Raw genomic sequence first — 15594 nt, 5'->3', positions numbered from 1 at the left:
GGATGCCGCAAGTTTATGACAGACTTGCTCCGAACCGGTCATCCCACAGGTCCCCGCTCGTGTCTGCCCTGCTTCAATCCGCCCGTGGCATTCGCATCACCAGCTATCTCCTGGCTGCCTTCGCGTTGACGATGGTGCTGCTGTTGCATCTGCTGCCGGCCATGCTTGCCGGCTTGCTGGTGTACGAGCTGGTGCACGCCATGACGCCGCTGCTGGGGCGACGCATTTCCGGTGAACGCGCGCGGCTGGTGGTGGTGACGGTGCTCGGTGTGGTCGTGGTCGGCCTGCTCACCTTGCTGGTCGTTGCGCTGATCGGCTTCTTCCGCCGGGAAATGGGCGACCCCGACCTGCTGTGGCAGGACCAGTTGATGCCCCTGGTGGAAAAGGCGCGCCAGCAACTACCGGCAGCGATCACCAGCCGGCTGCCGGACAGCGTGGACGAACTGCGCGTGATGGCGCTGGATCTCACGCGCAAGCACGCCATGAGTTTGCAGAACCTCGGCAAGGAAACCGCGCGGGTGCTGGTGCGCATCATCATGGGCATGGTGCTGGGTGCGCTGGTGGCGCTCAATCGCGCCCGCCCGCCACATCAGGTGGGGCCGCTGGCGGCGGCGCTGGGCGAGCGTTGCCAGCACCTGGCCGAAGCTTTTCACAACATCGTGTTCGCGCAGATCAAGATATCGCTGATCAATACCGCGGCCACCGGCATCTTCCTGCTCGGTGTGCTGCCGCTGCTGGATATCCACGTGCCACTGAGCAAGACACTGGTGGTGGTCACCTTTCTCGCCGGCCTGCTGCCGGTGATCGGCAACCTGATTTCCAATACGGCGGTGACGATCGCCGGCCTCTCGGTGTCGGTGTGGGTAGCCGTGGCGTCGCTGTGCTTCCTGATCGTAATTCACAAGCTGGAATACTTTCTCAACGCGCGCATCATCGGCACGCAGATCCGCGCACGCGCGTGGGAGTTACTGGTGGCCATGTTGGCGATGGAGGCGGCGTTCGGCCTGGCCGGCCTGGTGGCGGCGCCGATTTACTACGCGTATCTCAAGAGTGAGCTCGAGACGGAAGGGATGATTTGACGATGGCCGCCCCGCGGGATGCCGGGCGTTTCGACCGACGTGGTGCGAGCGTTTCAGACTTCCAGGCAACGGGTGGGAACGGTTCAATCGTTGGGCTTGATGCCTGCACCGTCCTGATTGCCGCGTACCGCAGCGAGCAACGCATCGTCATCGATGCCGCCAGTCCAGGTATTGCCGTGCAACAGTTGTTCCAGCGGCAGGCGCGAGCGCCAGCCGGCGATTTCGAGTTCCGGTTTGGGCAGGAACTCGCTGACGTAGCCCAGGCACAGGTAAGCAACGGGATACACGTGCTCGGGCAACTTCAGTACCTGGGCCAGCAGCGAAGGCTCGACGATGCTCACCCAGCCCACGCCGATGCCTTCCGCGCGCGCGGCCAGCCAAAGGTTCTGCACCGCCAGGCAGGTGCTGAACAGGTCGGTTTCCAGCATCGTGTTGCGGCCCAATACGTGGGGGCCGCCGCGCTGCCGATCGCAGGTAATGCAGAGATTGATCGGGCTGTCGACGATGCCTTCCAGCTTCAAGCGGCGGTACTGCGCCGCGCGATCGCCTTCGTAGTTGTTGGCTGCCGCTGCGTTGGCTTGCTGATACAACGCCTTTACCGCGTGCTTGATCTCGAGGCTGTCGATGACCACGAAATCCCACGGTTGCATGAAGCCGACCGAGGGCGCCAGATGCGCCGCCTGCAGCAAGCGAGCCAGTATCTCCGGAGCGATCGGATCGGGCAGGAACTGCGAGCGTACGTCGCGGCGTTCGCGAATGGCGCGGTACAGTCCTTCGCGTTGTTCGTCCGGAAAGCCCTGGTTGGTCATGAGGTGTTCTCAGTTGCCGGCCAGCATCGCGGCGATCTTTGCCATGTGCGACTCGGCTGTTTCGCGCACCGCTTCCTTGTCGGCTTCCAGATCCTTGCCTTCCCAATGCAGGTCGTCCTGCGGCAGCTCGTGCAGAAACCGGCTGGGCTGGTTGCTGTGGATTTCGCCATAGCGCTTGGTCTTGGACGACCAGGACAGCGTCAGCAATTCCTTGGCGCGAGTGATGCCCACGTACATCAGGCGGCGTTCTTCATCGGTGCGCCCTTCGTCGATGGCGCCATCGTGCGGCAAGGTGCCGTCTTCGCAGCCGACGATGAAAACGAAGCGGAACTCCAGGCCCTTGGCGGCATGCAACGTCATCATGCGCAATGCATTGCCGGGCTCGTCGCGGTCGGCGTGGCTGAGCAGGGCGAGCTGGGCGGCAAGGTCCCCGGCGCTGTTGTTGCCTCGCTGCATCGCGCGGAACCAGTCGGCCAGCTCGCGCAGGTTGCCCAGGCGCCGATCGCGTACGGCGGCATCGGCGGTAGCTGCGGCGACGTGCGCGGCATACTGGGTGCGCGTGAGCACGCGATCGACCAGGTCGGCTGCGCTTTCGTGCAAGGAGGCGCTGCGAAATTCGTCCAGCAACTCGGAGAACGATGCCAGTGCTGCGGCAGGACGCGGGCTGAGCTGGCGCAGGACGCTGTCGCTACGCGTGGCTTCCAACAGCGAACAATGCCGGGTTTGCGCGATCTGCCCGAGCTTTTCCAGCGTGGTGGAGCCGATTTCGCGCTTGGGCACATTCACCACGCGCAGAAAAGCAGCGTCGTCGCTGGGGTTGGTGAGCAGGCGCAGATAGCAGAGCAGATCCTTGACTTCCGCGCGATCGAGGAACGACAGCGCGCCGGTCAGGTGATAGGGCACGCGTGCCAATCGCAGTGCCTTTTCCAGCGGGCGTGCCTGGAAGTTGCCGCGATAGAGAATGGCCATGTCGTGCCAGCGCACTTTGTGCTTTTCGGCCAGCGTGGCGGCCATGCCGGCAATGCGTTCGGCTTCGTGCTCGTTGTCCTTGCACTCGATGACGCGGATCGGCGCGCCCTCGGGGTGTTCGCTCCACAGTTTCTTGGTGTGCAAGTGCGGATTGTTGGCGATCAGCTTGTTGGCCGCGCGCAGGATGCGCTTGCCGCAGCGGTAGTTCTGCTCCAGCTTGATCACGCGCAGGCTCGGCCAATCCTTGCCGAGCTGGTCGATATTTTCCGGATTGGCGCCGCGCCAGGCATAGATGGACTGGTCGTCGTCGCCCACGCAGGTGAAGTGCCCGCGTTCGCCCGACAATGCTTTCAGCAATCGATATTGCGCATCGTTTGTGTCCTGATATTCGTCCACCAGCAGATAGCGCAGGCGTTCGCGCCAGCCGTTGCGACATTCTTCGTCGCTTTCGAGAATGCGCAAGGGCAGGCGGATCAGGTCGTCGAAATCCACCGCGTTGAAGACCGCGAGCCGCTGCTGGTAAAGCTCGTAGATGGTGGCGGCATCCAGCTCGCGCGGACTGCGCGCGGCAGCCAGCGCTTCTTCCGGCGACAGGCCGCTGTTCTTGGCGCGGCTGAGCAGGTTGCGGATGCCGAACAGCACGTCGGGCTTGGCACCTTTGGGTGCGAGTTCCTTGACGATGTTTTCGCTGTCGTCGGCATCGAGCACCGAGAAGCCGCGGCGCAGTCCGGCGCGCGCGTGCTCCATCTGCAGGAATTTCAGCCCCAGCGCGTGGAAGGTGCACACCGTCAGTGCTTGCGCATCCTCTGCGCTCACCAGCTTGCCGACACGCTCGCGCATTTCGCGCGCGGCCTTGTTGGTAAAGGTGATGGCCGCGATCTTGGACGGCGCCAGCTTGCACCGTTGCACCAGGTGGGCAATTTTCTGCGTAATGACGGACGTCTTGCCGGAGCCTGCGCCGGCGAGCACCAGCAGCGGGCTGTCGACGTGTTCGACGGCGGCCAGTTGTTGGGGATTGAGCATGCGGCGGGCACAGCTTGATGCGCAGAAGCGCGGCGCATGATGGTACCAGTGGGGGCGGGGAAATGCGCTCCGATACGTGAGCTGTCATCGATCGGCACGAGCAGGTTGCCAATGGGGTGACGCAAGTGCCTGATTCGTCGGCGCCGGGGACGAGCTAGGGGTTCCCGGCGTGCAGACGCCGCAATGGATGTGGCCGCGACGGAATACTATTTTTCGTCGCTCGGTTCCGGTTCGGCATCGCGGACGGATGAGGTAACGGGTTCCTTCAATCCGTTTTTCGGCGTGGCAGCGCCCTCGGCCCGTGCCGCGTTCAGGTCCACCCAATCGTGGCGCACGCTGTCCTGCGCCTGCTTGAGGCTGAGGTTGGCCTCGTAGTATTTGCCATGGGCGAGCAGGTCTGCGGCTTCATCGACGTCTGCCTCGATGTTTTTTACCGGCACGACGGCCAGGGCGTAAGTGACGTCAATGTCGGCAAGGCGCAGCGTTTCGATGGCCCTGCTGCGCTCACCCTTTTTCAAGTAGGCGTCTGCGGCCGCCACGGCGGCGATTTTCGTCGGATCACCCTGGTAGGCGGTATCCAGCGAAAGGTTTGCGCCGATCGGCAGCCACCGCGTCGTGCTTGCGTTGTCGGCCGGCGCTGGATGGGTTTGTCCCGGCGGTGGATGGAGATCGGCTTCGGCCTTGTCAAAAGCGGTGCCGTCGGCTTCGGCTTCGATCAGCGACTGCTGCGCGCGTCGGATCAGTCGCACGGCCACCTGCGGATGACCATTGAAAATGGCCAGTCGTGCAGTCTCGATGTCCTGGAAAGCCTGGGTACCTTGATCGGACAATTTTTGCAGATCGTGCCTTGCGCTTGCGTTTTGAGGGGCGTCTGGCGCCGCTAAAGCGGTATCGGCGGCTACCGATGCGCAGATGCCAGCGGCAACGGTGATGGCGACAACGGCGGCTGCGCGGTATGGAGTCACGTGTTTGTCCTTGTCAGTCCTTGAGGAATACGGCTTCCAGGCTTCCCGATCGCATCGAAAAACCGTGCGGGAATCTATGGACAGGGCGGATCCGGGGCGGTTCCGGCGGAAGTCTCCGATGGCTCTCGGATTTAGTCGAAATGGCGGTACCATGTGCCGCCATAGGCACGGTGGGAAACATGGCCAAGCTGTATTTCTATTACTCGGCAATGAATGCCGGCAAGACGACTAATCTGCTGCAGAGCGCGTATAACTACTACGAGCGCGGCATGCGCACGCTCATCCTCACTCCGGCCCTGGACAATCGCTATGGCGAAGGCATCGTCGCTTCGCGCATCGGCTTGAAATCGCACGCGCAGCGCTTCAGTCATACAGAGAATCTTTGTGCCGCGGTGCAGGCGGATATCGCCGCCCATGGCGATCTGCATTGCGTGTTCGTCGACGAAGCGCAGTTTCTGGCCAAGGCGCAGGTGTGGCAGCTCACCGACGTGGTCGACGAGCTGAACATCCCGGTGCTCGCCTACGGGCTGCGCACGGATTTTCGCGGCGAACTGTTTGAAGGCAGTCGCTATCTGCTGGCCTGGGCCGACAGCCTGGAAGAGATCAAGACCATCTGCCACACCGGCCGCAAGGCCACCATGGTGGTGCGGGTGGACGAGCAGGGACGTGCGATTACCGAAGGCCCCCAGGTTGAGATCGGCGGCAACGAACGCTATGTGTCGGTAAGCCGTGCCGAGTTCAAGAAGATTACCCGGGGGCACGGCCGGATCGAGTTGCAACAGCCCAGCCTGCCGCTGGATGACAGGCGCTGACCTGCGCTTTCTCAAGGACCTATCGATGAGCAATCCCGTCTATTTTCCCGCCTGGCAGCGCCCGCACTGGCAATCCAGCGAAGAGGAAGTCATCGTCCAGTTCTACGTGTTCGGCGAATTCCAGCCGGTCCGCGTGCCTTCGGAGCCTTACGGCAGCGACGGTCTGCCCGAAGAAGTGCAGCTGAGCAGCCATCACCACCACGTGCTGCGCGACTGGGAGGGTTATCCGCTCAAAGGTCCGCTGGGCGAACTGTTCAAGAACGATTCGCCCGAAGCCTTCGAAAAAGCCCTCGCGGCACCACAGGTGCTGGTGTTGCACGGGCGCTTCAAGGACAGCGCGGATACGGGCTATCTGCGCGACATCTTCGGTGTACTGGCCGGCTTGCTGGACATGGGCGGCGTGGCCATTCTCGATCCGCAGATCCTCACTTTGTTCAGCGCCGAGGAGTGGCGCCGGCGCTATCTCATCAAGGACGGTGCACCGCTGCGCCATCACGTGCTGATCCTGCGTGACGAGGAAGAACAATCCGATCGCCTGTGGATCCACACGCGCGGCTTGCGCAAGTTCGGCCGCCCCGACATCAGCCTGCGCGACGTGCCGCCGGCCGACATCGATCGCGCCGGAGCATTGTGCCAGCGCCTGATGGAGCTTCAGGCATTGGGGGCCCATTTCAAGGATGGCCAGTCGCTGGAGGTCGATGGCATGTTCGGCGGACTCACTGCCGAATTGGGCGGCGGCTATGACGACCCGCAATTCAACAATACGTATGTCGCTTTCTACTGGCCCCAGGGCGAAGCGTAAACGCGGGCCGCTTCATTTCTGGCATTTGGGACACCAGAACGTGGAGCGCTGCCCAAGTACGGTCTGGCGAATCGCCGTGCCGCAAACCCTGCACGGCTCGCCTTCGCGCCCGTACACGAACAGCTCGCGGAAGAAATAGCCCGGCGCGCCATCGGGATTGAGAAAGTCGCGCAAGGTGGTGCCGCCGCGCTCGATCGCCCAGGCCAGGATGCGTTTCACCTCGCCTGCCAGCCGCTGATAGCGCGCGCGCGAAACCGAGCCTGCTTCGCGGCGCGGATCGATGCCGGCGGCAAACAGCGCTTCGCTCGCGTAGATGTTTCCCACGCCGACCACGATGGCGTTGTCCATCAGGAACAGCTTCACCGCCGCCTTGCGTCCGCGCGAGCGGCGGAACAGCAAATCGCCGTCGAAGGCGTCGGTAAGCGGCTCCGGGCCTAGCCCGTCAAGCAGGTCGTGCGTCGCTCCCGCCGGCTGCCACAGCAGGCAGCCGAAACGACGCGGATCGGTGAAGCGAAGGATGCGGCTGCGCTCGCCGCGTAGCGGCTCGAGCGCGATATCTACGTGATCGTGTGCGCCCGGGGCGATGTCGGGCGGCAACACGCGCAATACCCCGGTCATGCCAAGATGCAGCAGTGCGCTGCCGGCCTGGGTATGCAACAGCAGGTATTTTGCGCGGCGTTCCACGTCGTCGATGCGTTGGCCGGGCAGCAGCTCGCTGATCTCGCGCGGAATCGGCCAGCGCAAATCGGCGCGCCGCAACGTAACGCTGCTTACCCGGTGCCCGATCAGGTGCGGTGCGATGCCCCGTCGGGTGGTTTCGACCTCAGGCAATTCAGGCATGTCAGAGTGCCTTGATGGAGGTGCTTTGCGCCGAGCGCGGTGCATAACGCAGGGAAACGATGCCGATGCGATCGCCGGCCTGCACATAGACATTGTGCCCGATCGCGGTCTCGCCGCCGAACTGCAACGTTTGGCCGTCCAGATCCAGCTTGGCCCGTGCCGGGGCAAGCCCTATCTTGGCCGCCTCATAGCTGCTCGCCGGCGCCCAGTTCTGCACGGGCGCTGCCGCGATGCGTATCAATTCGCCCAGCCGCAGGTCATCGGCGCGTGCGTTCGTGTCCGTGTTCAACCAGTGGCCGTCGCGTTTGAGGTAATGCTCGGCGGGCGCGCTGCCGATTTGCAGGTCCACGCGGGTGATTGCTTCAGGATCGAGTGCAAGCAAGGTGCCCGGCGCGGCGAGTCGGTCGCTGCGCAATTGCCACCATGCGGCCCCAAGCAAGGCGGCGACGGCGATCATCAGCCAGAGTAGTCGGCGTGTTGCGCGCTTCATGCCCGGCGCCGGCGCCACGTGATGAAGCCGCCGATCAACAGCAGCAGGGCGGGTATGGCGAGAATGAAAGCGAAGCTCAAAAGGCTCAGTTCACTTTGCGACACCGTCAACACGCGGTCGGGTGCGCTGCGCGAAGGCAGGTTGATCAATTCGTCGTCGCCGAGCAGCCAGTCGAAAATGCGCTCGCCCAGGGCACGGTTGCCGCCGTTGCCGAGATAGCTGTTGGAGAGAAAGTCGCCATTGCCGATCACCACGACGCGCTGTTCGCTCTTGGTCGGGCTGGGCGAAAGCCGGCTCAGCGTAAAGCCGAAATCGAGCGGCCCCTTGAGTGCATTGGTTTGCGTATCGCCCACCGATTGCATCGTGGCCTGGGGGCTGGAGCGCAGGAAGGGTGTGAGCTGCCATTCGCCTTTGCGCGCTTCGGCCAGCGGCGCGACTTCCGGAAACAGCGTGGTAAGCGTGAAGCCGCGCGTGATCGCGCTGGGCGGATAGTCGCCCAGCGGAATCATGCGCGGGTCCTTCAGGCCCAGCGCAGCCGACGATGAAGGATCGATCAACTCGCCGGGCAGCACGCGGATGTCCAGCGCATCGGCGAGCGGTTGCAGGCTCGGGTCCAGGTTGCCCGGGTCGGTCAGCCACAACAAATTGCCGCCGTTGCCCAGGTAGTCGAGCAGTGCCTTGGTCGCCGCCGACGAAAGGGAAGCCTGCGGGCTGGCCAGCACCACCAGGTCGGTTTGTTCCGGCACGGTTGCCGTTTGTGAGAAATTGAGCGGCACCGCACGCATGCCGCTCTGTTCGAGCTGGCTGACGAAAGTGCCCAGATCGGCGTTGGCGACGCCGTCGGCACGGCGCTCGCCGTCACCGGTGACGAACGCCACGATGCGATCGCTGCCGCGCACCAGCCGCTCCAGCGCGTTGGTGAGGCTGCGTTCGTTCAGCGCATCCAGCCGCTGTTCGCGCTGTCGATAGTGCAGGATCAATTCGCCGTCGACGGTGATGCCGAGGTTGCGCATCGCGGCAGGATCTTTCTGCGGATCGACGAAACTCAGGTGGATGTCCGGCTTGGCTCGGATATAGGTCTGCAGAAAAGCGGCGATCGTCTGGCGCAGGTCGCCTTGCGGATTGGCATAGCTGACGATGTCGACCGGACCGTCCAGCTTGGCCAATACCGCGCGCGTTTCCGGCGACATGCTGGCGCGACTGCGGTAGGTCCAATCGGCGACGCGATCGTGGCGCGAGGTGAGATAGCCGATCGCCAACCCGCCAAGCAGCACGAGCAGCGCAAACAACCAGCTATTGAGGCGACGGAGCAAGGTTTGCATCAGCCGCGCTCCCGGTCAGCCGCGAGCCGGCGTACGCCCAAGGCCAATGCAACGGCGATCACCAGCAGAAACCACGTGATATCTGCACTCGATACCAGACCGCGCAGCAGCGTTTCCTGGTGCGTGCTCATCGCCAGCCAGTTGAGGAAACCATTGTTGACGCCGGCCAGTTGCGCGCCGAGATTGACGCAGTTGAGCGCCAACCCCGCCATCAAGGCGGCGACGGCGGCCACGGCGGGGTGCGAGGCAAATGCGGAGCAGCTCACGCCGATCGCGCCGAGCACGGCGAGCGCCAGGAAGGTGCCCAACGTGGCGGCGGCAAGCTTGCCCCAGTCCAGCGACGTGCCGTGCGCAAGGCTGATCGGAATGGCGATGGCCAGAAGCAGCCACAATGCCAGCCAGATCAGCACGGCGAGATATTTGCCGAGCAGAATCCGCGTCGAAGAAAGCCCGCTGGCAAACAAAAGTTGCAACGTGCCGGCGCTGCGTTCGCTGGCCAGCGTCGACATGGTAAGCAGCGGCACCAGCAGCAGCGCCAGCTCGATGACGCCGAACGGCAGCGGGCTGCCGGTGATGAAACTGCTGTACATGCGCACCGCCACCAGGTCGGTATAGCCGGGGCCGTCCGGCAAGGCGGCGAGGCGTACCTGGTTGAGCAGGAAAATCTGCAGCAACAACGCGAAGCGCCAGCCCAGTTCGGCCAGTGCGAGGGCGGCGATGAACCAGCCGAGCGGACGCACGAACAGGCGGCGGAGTTCCAGCCGCGTCACGGCAAAAAGTGTCATGCGGCCTGGGCTCGGTGGGTGGCGATGTCGAAAAAGGTTTTTTCCAGAGCGGCATGCTGCTCGGCCGGCAATGCCGCGTCGTGGCGCAAGCTGCCTTCGTGCAGAATCGCCACCCGGTCGCAGACCGCCGTGACTTCGGTCAGCTGATGGGTGGACAGGATCACCGCCGTGCCGTTTGCGGCCAGCTCGCGCAGCAGGCCGCGCAGTGCGACCACCTGCACCGGATCCAGGGCGTTGGCCGGCTCGTCCAGCACCAGCAGAGCCGGGCGATGCAGCAGCGCGCAGGCCAGGCCCAAGCGCTGGCGCTGACCTTGCGACAGCACGCCGGCCAGGCGGCGCGAGATGTCCTTAAGGTCCAGCCGCTCCAAGACCGCGTCGCGCATGGCGTTGAGATTGGCGCCAGAAATACCGCGCAGCCGTCCGTGCGCGTCAAGATGTTCACGCACGGTCAGTTCCGGCCACAGCGGGGCAGCCTCCGGCAACCAGCCGATCGCCTGCCGCGCCAGTTCAGGGTGTTCTGAGAAATCCTGTCCTTGCAGCCGGATCACCCCACTATCGGGCAGCAATGCCCCGGCGATCATGGCCAGGGTGGTCGACTTGCCGGCGCCGTTTACTCCAAGCAGCCCAAGCACTTGGCCCGCTTCCAGGCGCAGGCTCAGGTCGCGTACGGCGGGGCGGCCGGCACGGTGCCGGACGACCTGTTCAAGTTGCAATACGGGAGGTGAAGCAGGGTTCGGCGCGTTCATTGCATGATTGTCGGGGCGACCCTATACAGCGCACAACCGGTCACCGTCACGAAGCGGTGTTTTAACGGAAGTGCAAGCAAGGGCGCGGTACCATGCTGGTAGGTATGGGTACCCTCCCACTACACTGCTTTTTCAACGTTTCCAGGTATATCCACGATGTTAGACGCTGTGCTGCATTTCCTTTCCAATGGAGTGAGTGGCGCCGGTTGGGTGGCGATTCTCGTCTACCTGTTGGTCATGACCCAGATCACCATTTTTACGGTGACGCTCTATCTGCACCGCTGCCAGACGCATCGCGGCGTCGACCTGCATCCGGCCATCGCCAATTTCTTTCGCTTCTGGGGTTGGCTGACCACCGGCATGGTCACCAAGGAGTGGGTGGCAGTGCACCGCAAGCACCACGCCAAGGTGGAAACCGAGGAAGATCCGCATAGCCCGCAGATCTACGGTATCAAGAAGGTGTTCTGGGACGGCGTGGCGCTGTATCGCGACGCCAGCTACGTGACCGAAGACCTCGAGAAGTACGGTCGCGGCACGCCCGACGACTGGATCGAGCGCAAGCTCTACTCGGCCCACCCCTATTGGGGTCCGGCACTGATGCTGATCATCAACTTCACCCTGTTCGGCGTGATCGGTGCGGCCGTGTGGGCCGTGCAGATGGCATGGATCCCGTTCTGGGCCGCCGGTTTCGTCAACGGCATCGGCCACTGGTGGGGCTACCGCAACTTCGAAAGCTCCGACACCGCTACCAACCTGCTGCCCTGGGGTTTCTGGATCGGTGGCGAAGAGCTGCACAACAATCACCACGCCTTCCCCAGCTCGGCGAAATTCGCGCTGCGCAAGTGGGAGTTCGATATCGGCTGGGCGATGATCTGCGCGCTGCGCTCGGTCGGCCTTGCGAAGGTGCTGCGCGTGGCGCCAACTTTGGATGTGCGCCCCAACGTGCATCTGCCGGACGCCGAAACGCTCAAGGCCGTGCTGACTCACCGCTTCCAGGCAATGACCGATTACTACCGCAACGTGATCGTGCCGACCCTGGCCGACGAAGCGCAGCATGCCGGCGAGAGCATCAAGTCCGTTCCCCGTCGCATGCGCCGTGCATTTGCCGATGGCGGCCGCTGGCTGGATGGCGAAGGTCGCGAACGCATGCAGGCCGTGCTGGCCAAGCGCCCGACCCTCAGCACCGTGTGCGATTTCCGCAATCGCCTTGCCGAACTGATGGAACAGCGCGGTGCCGACCAGGCGCTCAAAGGCCTGCAGCAGTGGATCGTCGAGGCCGAGCAGAGCGGTATTCGTGCCCTGCAGGAATTCGCGCAGCGCTTGAAGGGTTATGCCTTGGTGGGCAACAACGCCTGATTGCTCTTGCAGCCATCGAAATCAAAAAGCCCGCCTCGATGGCGGGCTTTTTTGTGGGGATATATCGACCGAGATGGTCAGGGCATGAAGCGCGCACGTTGTTCGGGTGTAGGCACGAAGCATTGCTCGCTGCGCCCGAACAAACGGTAGCGATGACGCGCCACGAAGCGGTAAACGCGATCACGCATGCCCTTTGGCGGTAGTGACGTGGCTGCTCCTAACCATTGCCAGCGCCGCTGTGGCAATCCGCCAAGAACGCGAGCGATAGCGGTGGTGTCGGTATAGCCCTTGCCGTCATCGACCAGCAGCATCGAGTATGGGGAATGGGGGTCCAGGCCGTGTGATTGCAATAGCTGGCGTCCGCTATCCGATTGCATGGCGGCAAACTGGTAACGGCCTGCCTGATCGTGTTTCAACAGGAAGCGGATCCAGCGGCTACACAACAGGCAGGTGCCGTCGTAGACCACGATCAGTTGCGCGTACTTTTCAGTCATCCGGCACGATCTCCAGCCAGCCGCGGTAAGTCACCAGCCTGCCAGCCAGCGGCAGACGCGTGTCGATATCAAAAGTGTAGCGCCCGTCACGCGCGCTGCAGCGCGAAACTACCTTGCCAAGCCAAGTGCGAGGTATGGGCATGCCCCATGCCGATGCGGCAAGCAAATGCCAGTCGATGCCCGTTGCATCGTGCTGCAAGGCGAGCCGCAGGGTTATCGGTCCGAGGCGTTCAAGTAGATGCGGTGCCTCTGCATCGCGCACGAGTACGGAGCGCATCTGGCTGCGTGCGAAACCTCGTGTCCACGTTTCGCGACCGTTGCTGCGTTCGATAGAAAACGCCAAGGCCTGTTGAGTGCCTGGCGATGGCAGCCCCAATAACGTGCGAAGCACGCGCACAACCAGGTGGGTGCCGCCCTCCACGTCTGCCATGCCGCGAGCAGCGACACGCGGCGCGTTGCCATGCATGCGCCTTACGGGTTCGGGTAGCGCCTGCCAGGCGGTGTCGCCAAGCAGGCCGGGAAAGAGTGCGTTGGCTTCGTCCACGTGCGAATCATCGAAGCGTTGCCTCGGCGTTGGCAAGCGGGCAAAAAAAACCCGCCTTGCGGCGGGTTCTTTCGAAGGCATCAGTGCCCGGCCGGAGCCGACATCACTTGATCTTGCCTTCCTTGTAAATCACGTGCTTGCGCACAACCGGATCGTACTTTTTGAACTCGAACTTTTCCGGGGTGTTCTTCTTGTTCTTCTGCGTGGTGTAGAAGTGGCCGGTACCGGCCGACGAGATCAGGCGGATCTTGTCTTGCTTGCTGTTAGCCATGACTTACTCCTCAGACCTTTTCACCACGGGCACGCAGGTCGGCGATCACGGCCTCGATGCCCTTCTTGTCGATGGTACGCAGCGCCTGGTTGGAGACGCGCAGTTTCACCCAACGGTTTTCGCTGGGAACCCAGAAGCGACGCTCATGCAGGTTGGGCAACCAGCGGCGACGGGTCTTGTTGTTAGCGTGCGAGACGTTGTTGCCGGTCCGCACACCTTTTCCGGTGACTTGGCATACACGGGCCATGATGACCTCCGTAAATTCGTGAACCGCCCGTTGGCCAGGGCGACATCGGCCCAGCGGCGCCATGCGCCACGCGATGCTGGAGGTAGAGCTTTCGCCGTGCGTCGTGAGGTCCGCATCGCGTTGCGAACGTGCCCGGAAGACCGGGTCGAGTAGGGCGAGCCGCGCATTGTCTCAGAAAAACAAGGCGGTGCGCAATATTTGCGCAAAGGCGGCTTCGGCATGGGACCAAGAGCGGGGCAGCGGTCTCATGGCGGCAGACGGGGATGTATGGAACAATCCTTTCCTTTGCGCCCCGCGCGCGTGCCCATTTGAACCGAGGGATTCCCATGGCAGAAATTACCGCCAACGGCCAGAACAACGGCCCCGCCGCCGGCCAGCCGACGCTGGTGCTGCAAAAGATCTACGTGAAGGACGTGTCCTTCGAGGCACCCAATGCCCCGCAGATCTTCCAGGAAATCGGCGAAATCACTGAAGCGCCTCAGGTCCAGCTCAACCTGACCCAGCGCGCGACCGGCCTGGGCAACGATCTTTACGAGGTGGTGCTGAGCCTCACCCTCACCTGCACCATCAACGAGCGCACCGCCTACCTGGCCGAAGTGCACCAGGCCGGCCTGTTCGGCATTGCCGGTTTCACTGAAGCCGACCATGCCGGCATCATCGGCAGCTATTGCCCGAACCTGCTGTTCCCCTACGCGCGCCAGATCATCTCCGGCCTCGTGCAGGAAGGCGGTTTCCCGCCGTTCCTGCTGCAGCCGATCAATTTCGAGGCCCTGTACGCCGAACAGCAGCGCCGCGTGGCCGGCGGTGAGCCGCATACGCTCAACAGCTGAGCTTCACCACCATGAGTGACCAGCCAACGATGGCTGTGCTGGGGGCCGGGTCGTGGGGAACCGCGCTGGCCACCCTGGCCGCCCGCAATGGAGTGCCCACCCGCCTCTGGGGTCGCAACCCCGAGGCGCTGGCGGACATGAAGGCGACCCGCCGCAATCAGCGCTATCTGCCCGACCTGGAATTGCCGGCCGGGCTGGACTACGAGCCCGACCTGGCCGCTGCCGTGCGCGGGGCCAAGGTTGTGCTGATCGTGGTGCCCAGCCACGCCTTTACCGACATGCTGGACGAGATCGCGCCGCTGCTCGATCCCGACGCCAATATCGCGTGGGCAACCAAGGGCTTCGAGCCGGGCACCGGGCGCTTTTTGCATGAACTGGTGGCCGAAAAGCTGCCTGGGCGTGCCGCCGCGGTCATCACCGGGCCGTCGTTCGCGCGCGAAGTGGCCGCCGGCATGCCCAGCGCCGTCACCGTGCATTCGGAAAACGATGCCTTCGCCCAACAGCTGGCCGTGCTGCTGCATGCGCCCAACTTCCGTGCGTATTCGGGCAACGACGTGCTCGGTGCCGAGCTCGGCGGAGCGATGAAGAACGTGCTGGCGGTTGCCACCGGTGTAGCGGACGGCATGAAGCTGGGCCTCAATGCCCGTGCCGGCCTGATCACCCGCGGCATGAACGAAATGCTGCGCCTGGGCGTGGCACTGGGTGCGCGACCGGAAACCCTGATGGGCCTGTCGGGCCTGGGCGACCTGGTGCTCACCTGCACCGGCGATCTGTCCCGCAACCGCCGCCTTGGTCTGGCACTGGGGCAGGGCGTGGGTATCGACGAAGCCGTAGCGCAGATCGGCCAGGTGGTGGAAAGCGTGGTGACGGCCGACGAAGTCATGCGCCTGGCCAACAAGCACGGCCTGGACCTGCCCATCAGCAAGGGCGTGCAAGCCGTGCTGCATGGCGAGGTGACGCCGACCGAAGGACTCAAAGCCCTGATGGCGCGCGAACAGAAGCCCGAATATCCGATCGGCCTGTTCGAACCTCGCTGAGACTGCATCTTGTCGCCGCCATTCCCGCACGAGCAGGAACGGCGGCGGAAAGCGCAAAAGACACTGCGAAAGCCGGAAAAACGGCCGCAAATGCTGACGCCCGGCGCATTGCGTTTCAGATATCTCCACATCGCTTGTCGTACCGACCCGGATCGCTGCTAAGCTCAAGGTTT

18 protein-coding genes are annotated in these 15594 nt (G+C 63.5%); 6 read left to right on the top strand and 12 right to left on the bottom strand.

The features are described from left to right. Positions 1–59 precede the first annotated feature (59 nt). On the top strand, positions 60–1079 hold the full coding sequence (locus tag ISS99_RS07175) for an AI-2E family transporter (protein ID WP_284343780.1): 1020 nt from the start codon (positions 60–62) through the stop codon (positions 1077–1079). Between the two features lie 83 nt (positions 1080–1162). Here ISS99_RS07175 and bluB read toward each other — a convergent pair whose 3' ends face one another. The 3 genes from bluB to ISS99_RS07160 form a co-directional block, all read right to left on the bottom strand. Further along, positions 1163–1888, bottom strand: coding sequence for a 5,6-dimethylbenzimidazole synthase (gene bluB / locus ISS99_RS07170; protein ID WP_204630912.1), 726 nt, complete (start codon positions 1886–1888; stop codon positions 1163–1165). A 9-nt stretch (positions 1889–1897) separates the two neighbouring features. After that, on the bottom strand, positions 1898–3880 hold the full coding sequence (locus tag ISS99_RS07165; RefSeq protein ID WP_204630911.1) for a UvrD-helicase domain-containing protein: 1983 nt from the start codon (positions 3878–3880) through the stop codon (positions 1898–1900). 206 nt (positions 3881–4086) lie between these two features. Further along, positions 4087–4845 carry a YfdX family protein gene (locus tag ISS99_RS07160; RefSeq protein WP_204630910.1) on the bottom strand — a complete coding sequence of 253 codons (759 nt, stop codon included), beginning with the start codon at positions 4843–4845 and terminating at the stop codon, positions 4087–4089. 179 nt (positions 4846–5024) lie between these two features. On the opposite strand from ISS99_RS07160, the gene ISS99_RS07155 reads away from it, so the two are divergent. Next, entirely contained in the window at positions 5025–5657 is a 633-nt protein-coding gene (locus ISS99_RS07155; RefSeq protein WP_204630909.1) for a thymidine kinase, read from the top strand. A gap of 25 nt (positions 5658–5682) precedes the next feature. Further along, positions 5683–6459: a hypothetical protein gene (locus ISS99_RS07150; protein WP_204630908.1), complete on the top strand. Its 777-nt coding sequence runs from the start codon at positions 5683–5685 to the stop codon at positions 6457–6459. A 12-nt stretch (positions 6460–6471) separates the two neighbouring features. Here ISS99_RS07150 and mutM read toward each other — a convergent pair whose 3' ends face one another. Genes mutM through ISS99_RS07125 form a run of 5 tightly spaced genes read right to left on the bottom strand, consistent with a single transcriptional unit; the run spans position 6472 to position 10642 of the window. Continuing rightward, on the bottom strand, positions 6472–7299 hold the full coding sequence (gene mutM, locus ISS99_RS07145; RefSeq protein ID WP_204630907.1) for a bifunctional DNA-formamidopyrimidine glycosylase/DNA-(apurinic or apyrimidinic site) lyase: 828 nt from the start codon (positions 7297–7299) through the stop codon (positions 6472–6474). A gap of 1 nt (position 7300) precedes the next feature. Continuing rightward, complete coding sequence (locus tag ISS99_RS07140) at positions 7301–7789, bottom strand: hypothetical protein (protein WP_204630906.1); 489 nt, start codon at positions 7787–7789, stop codon at positions 7301–7303. Further along, entirely contained in the window at positions 7786–9111 is a 1326-nt protein-coding gene (locus tag ISS99_RS07135; protein WP_204630905.1) for a GldG family protein, read from the bottom strand. Before ISS99_RS07135 ends, ISS99_RS07140 begins: the two co-directional genes overlap by 4 nt. Then, positions 9111–9896: an ABC transporter permease gene (locus ISS99_RS07130; RefSeq protein WP_204630904.1), complete on the bottom strand. Its 786-nt coding sequence runs from the start codon at positions 9894–9896 to the stop codon at positions 9111–9113. Before ISS99_RS07130 ends, ISS99_RS07135 begins: the two co-directional genes overlap by 1 nt. Beyond that, entirely contained in the window at positions 9893–10642 is a 750-nt protein-coding gene (locus ISS99_RS07125) for an ABC transporter ATP-binding protein (RefSeq protein ID WP_204630903.1), read from the bottom strand. The genes ISS99_RS07130 and ISS99_RS07125 overlap by 4 nt, the downstream gene beginning before the upstream one ends. 156 nt (positions 10643–10798) lie before the next feature. Here ISS99_RS07125 and ISS99_RS07120 point away from each other — a divergent pair, with 156 nt between their 5' ends. Next, positions 10799–11998, top strand: a complete 1200-nt coding sequence (locus ISS99_RS07120; protein WP_204630902.1) for a DesA family fatty acid desaturase — start codon at positions 10799–10801, stop codon at positions 11996–11998. A 77-nt stretch (positions 11999–12075) separates the two neighbouring features. On the opposite strand, the gene ISS99_RS07115 is transcribed toward ISS99_RS07120, so the two are convergent. From ISS99_RS07115 to rpmB, 4 genes are all read right to left on the bottom strand, one after another. Then, entirely contained in the window at positions 12076–12492 is a 417-nt protein-coding gene (locus ISS99_RS07115) for a thiol-disulfide oxidoreductase DCC family protein (protein ID WP_204630901.1), read from the bottom strand. Beyond that, positions 12485–13036 carry a DUF4166 domain-containing protein gene (locus ISS99_RS07110; protein ID WP_284343779.1) on the bottom strand — a complete coding sequence of 184 codons (552 nt, stop codon included), beginning with the start codon at positions 13034–13036 and terminating at the stop codon, positions 12485–12487. The genes ISS99_RS07115 and ISS99_RS07110 overlap by 8 nt, the downstream gene beginning before the upstream one ends. Before the next feature lie 103 nt (positions 13037–13139). Then, positions 13140–13307, bottom strand: coding sequence for a 50S ribosomal protein L33 (gene rpmG / locus ISS99_RS07105; RefSeq protein WP_008211962.1), 168 nt, complete (start codon positions 13305–13307; stop codon positions 13140–13142). A 10-nt stretch (positions 13308–13317) separates the two neighbouring features. After that, positions 13318–13554 (bottom strand): 50S ribosomal protein L28, encoded by a 237-nt coding sequence (rpmB, locus tag ISS99_RS07100; protein WP_204630899.1) that lies wholly within the window; start codon positions 13552–13554, stop codon positions 13318–13320. 326 nt (positions 13555–13880) lie between these two features. Between rpmB and secB the strand changes: the two genes are divergently transcribed. Continuing rightward, the gene (gene secB / locus ISS99_RS07095; RefSeq protein WP_204630898.1) at positions 13881–14384 is read left to right on the top strand and encodes a protein-export chaperone SecB; all 504 of its coding nucleotides are present in this window, start codon (positions 13881–13883) and stop codon (positions 14382–14384) included. An 11-nt stretch (positions 14385–14395) separates the two neighbouring features. Beyond that, a complete protein-coding gene (locus tag ISS99_RS07090) occupies positions 14396–15421 on the top strand; it encodes an NAD(P)H-dependent glycerol-3-phosphate dehydrogenase (RefSeq protein WP_204630897.1) in 1026 nt (341 codons plus the stop codon). Positions 15422–15594: the final 173 nt, after the last annotated feature.

Source organism: Dyella mobilis, assembly GCF_016904945.1.
Classification (GTDB): Bacteria; Pseudomonadota; Gammaproteobacteria; order Xanthomonadales; family Rhodanobacteraceae; genus Dyella_B; species Dyella_B mobilis.
This window is presented reverse-complemented; position numbering and strand designations above follow the sequence as displayed.

What these genes read in the sequence shown, in the direction of transcription:
- bluB (WP_204630912.1), bottom strand. Translation starts at nt 1,888, where the DNA reads ATGACCAACCAGGGCTTTCCGGACGAACAACGCGAAGGACTGTACCGC.
- ISS99_RS07165 (WP_204630911.1), bottom strand. Translation starts at nt 3,880, where the DNA reads ATGCTCAATCCCCAACAACTGGCCGCCGTCGAACACGTCGACAGCCCG.
- ISS99_RS07155 (WP_204630909.1), top strand. Translation starts at nt 5,025, where the DNA reads ATGGCCAAGCTGTATTTCTATTACTCGGCAATGAATGCCGGCAAGACG.
- ISS99_RS07150 (WP_204630908.1), top strand. Translation starts at nt 5,683, where the DNA reads ATGAGCAATCCCGTCTATTTTCCCGCCTGGCAGCGCCCGCACTGGCAA.
- mutM (WP_204630907.1), bottom strand. Translation starts at nt 7,299, where the DNA reads ATGCCTGAATTGCCTGAGGTCGAAACCACCCGACGGGGCATCGCACCG.
- ISS99_RS07140 (WP_204630906.1), bottom strand. Translation starts at nt 7,789, where the DNA reads ATGAAGCGCGCAACACGCCGACTACTCTGGCTGATGATCGCCGTCGCC.
- ISS99_RS07135 (WP_204630905.1), bottom strand. Translation starts at nt 9,111, where the DNA reads ATGCAAACCTTGCTCCGTCGCCTCAATAGCTGGTTGTTTGCGCTGCTC.
- ISS99_RS07130 (WP_204630904.1), bottom strand. Translation starts at nt 9,896, where the DNA reads ATGACACTTTTTGCCGTGACGCGGCTGGAACTCCGCCGCCTGTTCGTG.
- ISS99_RS07125 (WP_204630903.1), bottom strand. Translation starts at nt 10,642, where the DNA reads ATGAACGCGCCGAACCCTGCTTCACCTCCCGTATTGCAACTTGAACAG.
- ISS99_RS07120 (WP_204630902.1), top strand. Translation starts at nt 10,799, where the DNA reads ATGTTAGACGCTGTGCTGCATTTCCTTTCCAATGGAGTGAGTGGCGCC.
- ISS99_RS07115 (WP_204630901.1), bottom strand. Translation starts at nt 12,492, where the DNA reads ATGACTGAAAAGTACGCGCAACTGATCGTGGTCTACGACGGCACCTGC.
- rpmG (WP_008211962.1), bottom strand. Translation starts at nt 13,307, where the DNA reads ATGGCTAACAGCAAGCAAGACAAGATCCGCCTGATCTCGTCGGCCGGT.
- rpmB (WP_204630899.1), bottom strand. Translation starts at nt 13,554, where the DNA reads ATGGCCCGTGTATGCCAAGTCACCGGAAAAGGTGTGCGGACCGGCAAC.
- secB (WP_204630898.1), top strand. Translation starts at nt 13,881, where the DNA reads ATGGCAGAAATTACCGCCAACGGCCAGAACAACGGCCCCGCCGCCGGC.
- ISS99_RS07090 (WP_204630897.1), top strand. Translation starts at nt 14,396, where the DNA reads ATGAGTGACCAGCCAACGATGGCTGTGCTGGGGGCCGGGTCGTGGGGA.